At 39.0% G+C, this 5,293-nt stretch carries 7 protein-coding genes; 6 read left to right on the top strand and 1 reads right to left on the bottom strand.

The features are described 5' to 3' along the window. The 3 genes from K1X56_14820 to K1X56_14810 all read left to right on the top strand — a co-directional run. Window positions 1–713 (top strand): aquaporin (locus K1X56_14820; GenBank protein ID MBX7095991.1); only part of this gene is annotated, 713 nt, incomplete at its 5' end. A 34-nt stretch (window positions 714–747) separates the two neighbouring features. Next, window positions 748–1,257, top strand: a complete 510-nt coding sequence (locus tag K1X56_14815) for a hypothetical protein (GenBank protein ID MBX7095990.1) — start codon at window positions 748–750, stop codon at window positions 1,255–1,257. Between the two features lie 96 nt (window positions 1,258–1,353). Next, window positions 1,354–1,908 carry a hypothetical protein gene (locus tag K1X56_14810; GenBank protein ID MBX7095989.1) on the top strand — a complete coding sequence of 185 codons (555 nt, stop codon included), beginning with the start codon at window positions 1,354–1,356 and terminating at the stop codon, window positions 1,906–1,908. Between the two features lie 33 nt (window positions 1,909–1,941). Here the strand turns inward: K1X56_14810 and K1X56_14805 are convergent, their stop codons facing one another. After that, window positions 1,942–3,279, bottom strand: coding sequence for a PhoH family protein (locus K1X56_14805; protein ID MBX7095988.1), 1,338 nt, complete (start codon window positions 3,277–3,279; stop codon window positions 1,942–1,944). Between the two features lie 177 nt (window positions 3,280–3,456). On the opposite strand from K1X56_14805, the gene K1X56_14800 reads away from it, so the two are divergent. From K1X56_14800 to K1X56_14790, 3 genes are all read left to right on the top strand, one after another. After that, window positions 3,457–4,152, top strand: a complete 696-nt coding sequence (locus K1X56_14800; protein ID MBX7095987.1) for a DUF2807 domain-containing protein — start codon at window positions 3,457–3,459, stop codon at window positions 4,150–4,152. Window positions 4,153–4,162: 10 nt separating this feature from the next. Beyond that, a complete protein-coding gene (locus K1X56_14795; GenBank protein ID MBX7095986.1) occupies window positions 4,163–4,822 on the top strand; it encodes a hypothetical protein in 660 nt (219 codons plus the stop codon). 13 nt (window positions 4,823–4,835) lie between these two features. Continuing rightward, a partial coding sequence (locus tag K1X56_14790; GenBank protein ID MBX7095985.1) for a sigma-70 family RNA polymerase sigma factor occupies window positions 4,836–5,293 on the top strand: 458 nt, incomplete at its 3' end.

The following is a 5,293-nucleotide window of genomic DNA, read 5'->3' as shown; positions in this document are numbered from 1 at the left end:
CATTATCACTCTACTTCTTTGCTTATTGCCACAGAAATATTTTTCTTGTTATCCGTATTGAAAGCATGAAAAAATACCTGGCAGAATTTTTAGGTACATCTATCATTATGGTGGTGGGGACAGGTACCATTGTCCTGGCTGAATCGGGATATTCATTTTTTACTCATCCGGTGATTTCATTTTTTTTCGGTTTATCCGTATTTCTGGCTATTCTGATTATTTCCCCAATGGGAAGCGGACATTTTAATCCGGCAGTTAGTGCAAGTATGTGGATGAAAAAATCGATTGCATGGAAAGATTTTTTTCTTTTTATCCTTTTGCAAATCGCAGCAGCAATTTTTATTTCTGCGATCAGTCATTATATATTTCCTGCATCGAAAAGTTTGGGAACAACACTTCCCACATCGGGAGTTTTGAATTCCTTTTTGCTGGAAATGATGTTGAGTGGATTATTGATGCTGGTTATCCTTCTCAGTATTCATTGGAAATTATCGCTGTTTTTATCTGCATTCGTCATAGGATTAACAGTGGGATTGGAAGCGTATTGGGGCGGACCATTCACCGGGGCATCGATGAACCCGGCGCGATCGGTTGGTCCCGCTTTAATTTCAGGAATGCTTGACCATTTATGGGTATATCTCCTGGCACCTGTAGCAGGAATGCTAGTTGTTTCATTTTCATCTTCTTATTTTTTCGATTTTAAGGGAAAATGATTAAATTTCAGTTCCAAGGCGAACCGGAATTTTTATGCTTCCTAAACGAAATCTCATATTTTTTACTGAATTATTTCTGATAGGATTTTTACTACCGGCTTCATTTCTTTATTCCTTACTCAGCACAGGATGGTTAAATGGCGTGAGTGATTCCGAATTTTTTATTCCGCTTCCATTATTGGCTTTATTGGTGTTCATGGGAATAAGCGTTTGGTTAGGGTTTTTCCGCGGCATGAAAAACAAAGTGGTACGTTATCCGGTGAAAGATCTGCGTTTATTTGCTTCTCAACTTTCCGAAAAACTGGAAATGGAGATGCGTGTGCATTTAGACAGTGGCGACATTATGCTTTCCAACGAATTATTTGTGGGAACGTATGTGTTGATTTTAAAAGAAACCAAAGAAGGCGTTGTAATGAGTTCCTGCATGACGGATCGTTACCGCCGATGGCAGCGGGCTTCTTTTTTTGCGCAGCATTTACGCATGGATAACCGGATTATTTTGGAATTATCCTCTTTGTCGCCCGATGCCAAAAACAAAATTTAATTCCCGATTTAGGATAATTACTTTTCTTATTTGTTTTGTTTTTCAGCGGTTTAATCCTTTGGATTGGATTGTGCGTGTAAGTACGAAACAGACAGCATGTATCCGAAACGCAGTATCCTTTATTTTACCGAGCTCTTGATGATAGGCATCGTATTACCGCTTGGATTTGTGGTCTTGTTATTAGATACGGGATGGCTGAGCGATACGAATGATGTTTTTCATATCATACCCTTACCCTTGTTAATTGTATTGTTTTATGCAGCCTTTTCGGTATGGAAGGATTATTGGATTTGCTCACGAAAATTAACGTTTAAGTCCTATACTTTTTCTGCAGAGGAAATAGGAAAAATTATTTCTGAAAATCATGATTTAATCATGGAAGTACATAATGAAGTTGTGATTTGTCGCGATAAACGTCGCATTTCTCATTATGTATTAAAAATCGAAAAAGTGAATCATGAAATTATTTTACAATCGGCCATTGCGGGTCCGCTTGGAAAACTGGAACATGTTTCTGCTTTTTCATATCATCAGCAAATGAATGAATCCATTTATCCGGAACTTCATTTTCTGTTTCAGCATCCAACTCATTTCAGTATTAGAAAGCGCAAGTTTTTAATTCCTGAGCATTCATTATTGAGTGCGCATTAAAAAAAAATCCCCCGTTGTGCGGGGGATCTTTATTTATAATAAATCGTTAGCGAGATTCGCAAGTTCCGATCGTTCACCTTTTTCTAAGGTGATGTGTGCGTATAGCTTGTTCCCTTTTAAACGGTCAATAATATAGGAAAGACCGTTGGACTGTTCGTCCAGATAAGGAGTATCAATCTGAAACACATCTCCCGTAAAAATTATTTTGGTATTCTCTCCTGCACGGGTGATGATGGTTTTTACTTCGTGAGGAGTAAGGTTTTGTGCTTCATCAATAATGAAAAAGATATTGGAAAAACTCCGGCCGCGGATAAAGGCAAGTGGAGTTACCACTATTTTCTGCTCCTGCAACATTTCGTCGATGGCCTTGTATCGTTTTTCGTTTTCGGAGAACTGACTTTTAATGAATTTTAAATTATCCCACAGTGGTTCCATGTATGGATTAATTTTTTCATTGGCATCGCCGGGTAAATATCCAATGTCTTTATTGCTTAATGGAACAATGGGACGAGCCAGGATGATCTGGTTGTATTTTTTTCGCTGTTCAATGGCACCCGCTAAAGCAAGAAGTGTTTTACCGGTTCCTGCTACACCTTGAATGGTGACCAGTTTTACATCGTCGTTCATGATCGCATGCAGTGCAAAGGTTTGTTCTGCATTACGAGGTTTAATTCCATAGGTAAATTGCTTTTCCACCCGTTCTACCCGTTCTGCAAATGGATTGTAATAGGCGAGGGTAGATGATTTATCGCTTTTTAAAATGTAGAATTGATTATTGACTTTATCTCCATTTAAAATGCCGGTATTTTCAGTAAATCCATCAGTAAAAATGCGTCGGATTTCTTCTGCTTCAATATTTTCAATGGTGGTTCTGCCGGTATTGAAATTGGAGATGTCCTGAATTTTTCCGGTTTCATAATCCTCTGCATGGATGTTTAAGGCTTTCGCTTTTAAACGCAGATTGATATCCTTTGAAACCAGAATAACCATTTTATCCGGTTCTTCATCCATTAATGTAAGTGCTGCATTTAAAATGCGGTGATCCGCTTTACGTTCTCCGTAAACCACATTGGCATCCATTCCGGTATGCTTGCCGGTCATTACAATTTTAAATTTTCCTTTGTTATTCCCTTCTAAGGGAATCCATTCCTGTAAACTTTGATTCCCCGATAATTTATCCATAATACGGATGAATTCGCGCGCTTCGAAATTTTTGGAATCGTGACCTCGCTTAAAATTATCGAGTTCCTCCAGCACCACGATGGGGACGGCAACATAGTTTTCTTCGAAATTGTTGAGCGAATTGTGATCGTGTAAAATCACAGAGGTGTCTAATACAAATATTTTCACCTGACTTTTCTTTTTTGCCATCATCATAACCGGTTGTTTTAAGGTTTCAGTGCCTAACGAATATAAGAGCTAAACGAATTTTTAAAGGTTAGGTTAGGTCCTAAATATGAAAAGGAGATTGTGGATTAAAGTCGACGAATTTTTCAGGATTTCATGCAACCTTTTTAAAGTGCCTTGTCCTTGAAATAAAAAGAAACCATGAAACGCCTTATTTTATTTGCTTTCCCACTTTTTATGCTGGCTTGCAGGCCATGGAGACACGATGCAGGACCACAGATTACGGAGGACCGGAATCCGGGCACTTTTTATGACCTCTCGGTTTACGGCTCGGCAGATGTTCACTTTAGTTCCGATACTTCCTATATAATACGTGTAAGTGCACCGGAAAACTGGATGTCGGGAATTTACACCACTGTAAATAATGGTCGATTAAAAATTGAACAGGATTCTCACACCGATTGGTTTTGGGGGAAAGTCAATATTTATATCTCGCAAACCGCATACGATGAAATTTATTTAAGCGGCTCTGGCGATGTGGATGGTAGTTCTGCCATGCAGTTCAGTTCCTTTTCACATTACGGATCCGGTGATGTTGCTTTAACGGTAAATTCAAATGCGGTTGATCTCATCAATCAAGGTTCAGGAGATATTTATTTTAACGGAGCCGTTCCTCAATTAGCCATTCAATTAAAAGGTTCGGGCGATTTAAATTTTAAAGATCTCAATACGGTAAAATCGTCCATAACATCTACAGGTAGTGGCGATATCCGGATTTCGGTTTCCGATACCTTAACGGTTTCCATCACCGGTAGCGGTGACGTTTATTATTGGGGAACTCCTTCTGTGCTTCAAAGTAACATTACAGGTTCCGGTCAACTTATTCACATGAATTAAAAAAAAGAACATGAAAAAAATTCTCGTATTCATCTTTAGTTTTTCGGTGTTGCTTGCAAATGCCTCGAATGGGGATAGCACCAAAGTGAAAAAAATGCGGTATGATCAGGAACAAGATCAAACCTTATTTAAGAAAGGAACACCAATTGGTTTTTACATTGGTTTATCCAATAAACCTTCGGTGATCAATGAACAATATTCCTGGATGACAGGTGCAGAAGTTTCATTGGTTTTTAATCATCGTTTAAACATTGGATTTGCAGGTTACGGATTAGTGAGTCCGGTACAAAGTAATTTGGTGGATCAAAACGGACATCGTTATTATTATGATTTAGGATATGGCGGATTATTGGTTGAACCTGTGATTTTTTCCCGCTCATTGGTTCACTTAACGTTTCCGGTTTTAATTGGAGCCGGAGGAGCGGGATTGCGTCCTTCGTATATGGGTTACTATTACAATTTCGGAAATACCGATTGGGAAAATTATTTTGGAGATGCATTTTTTATTGCAGAACCGGGGGTAAATCTTGAATTGAATGTGTTTAAATGGATGCGTTTTCATGCCGGTGCTTCTTATCGTTTTGTAAGTGATGGATATTTCGGAAGTGCAATTGGGAATGAATTGAGTGGTTGGTCGGCAAATTTCGGTTTAAAATTCGGCAGGTTTTAGCATTTTTGCATCAGTGAACCCAACAGAGATCCATATTCACGATCATTTGGTAGAAGGCTGCCGCAAAGGGGAGAGGTCTGCCCAGTTTGAACTCTATCGCCTTTACGCCAAAGCGATGTATAACGTGAGTTATCGCATCCTGCTTAATCGTGAAGAGAGTGAAGATATTCTTCAGGAGGCTTTCACGGAGGCATTTATTGGGATAGATAAGTTTAGAGGTGATTCTTCATTCGGTTCCTGGCTGAAGCGGATTGTAGTGAATAAAAGTATTAATGCGGCAAAAAAACGAAAAATGGTTTTTGCTGATTTAAATGATCACACTGAATTTAGGGACGAGGAAGTAAATGAATCGGAATCGGCTGTTCCGGATGGTTGTACGGCGGAGATGATTAAAGAAAATTTGTCGCTGCTGCCTGACGGATTTCGATTGGTGTTTTCGCTCTATATGCTGGAGGATTGGTCGCACAAGGA

The sequence above is a fragment of the Flavobacteriales bacterium genome (genome assembly GCA_019694795.1).
Lineage (GTDB): Bacteria > Bacteroidota > Bacteroidia > Flavobacteriales_D > UBA2798 > UBA2798.
Note: the sequence above shows the minus strand (reverse complement) of the source record. Positions and strands in the feature narration are given on the sequence as shown.

Coding starts and splice junctions, on each gene's coding strand:
- K1X56_14800 (MBX7095987.1), top strand. CDS start 3,457: ATGAAACGCCTTATTTTATTTGCTTTCCCACTTTTTATGCTGGCTTGC.
- K1X56_14810 (MBX7095989.1), top strand. CDS start 1,354: ATGTATCCGAAACGCAGTATCCTTTATTTTACCGAGCTCTTGATGATA.
- K1X56_14795 (MBX7095986.1), top strand. CDS start 4,163: ATGAAAAAAATTCTCGTATTCATCTTTAGTTTTTCGGTGTTGCTTGCA.
- K1X56_14815 (MBX7095990.1), top strand. CDS start 748: ATGCTTCCTAAACGAAATCTCATATTTTTTACTGAATTATTTCTGATA.
- K1X56_14805 (MBX7095988.1), bottom strand. CDS start 3,279: ATGGCAAAAAAGAAAAGTCAGGTGAAAATATTTGTATTAGACACCTCT.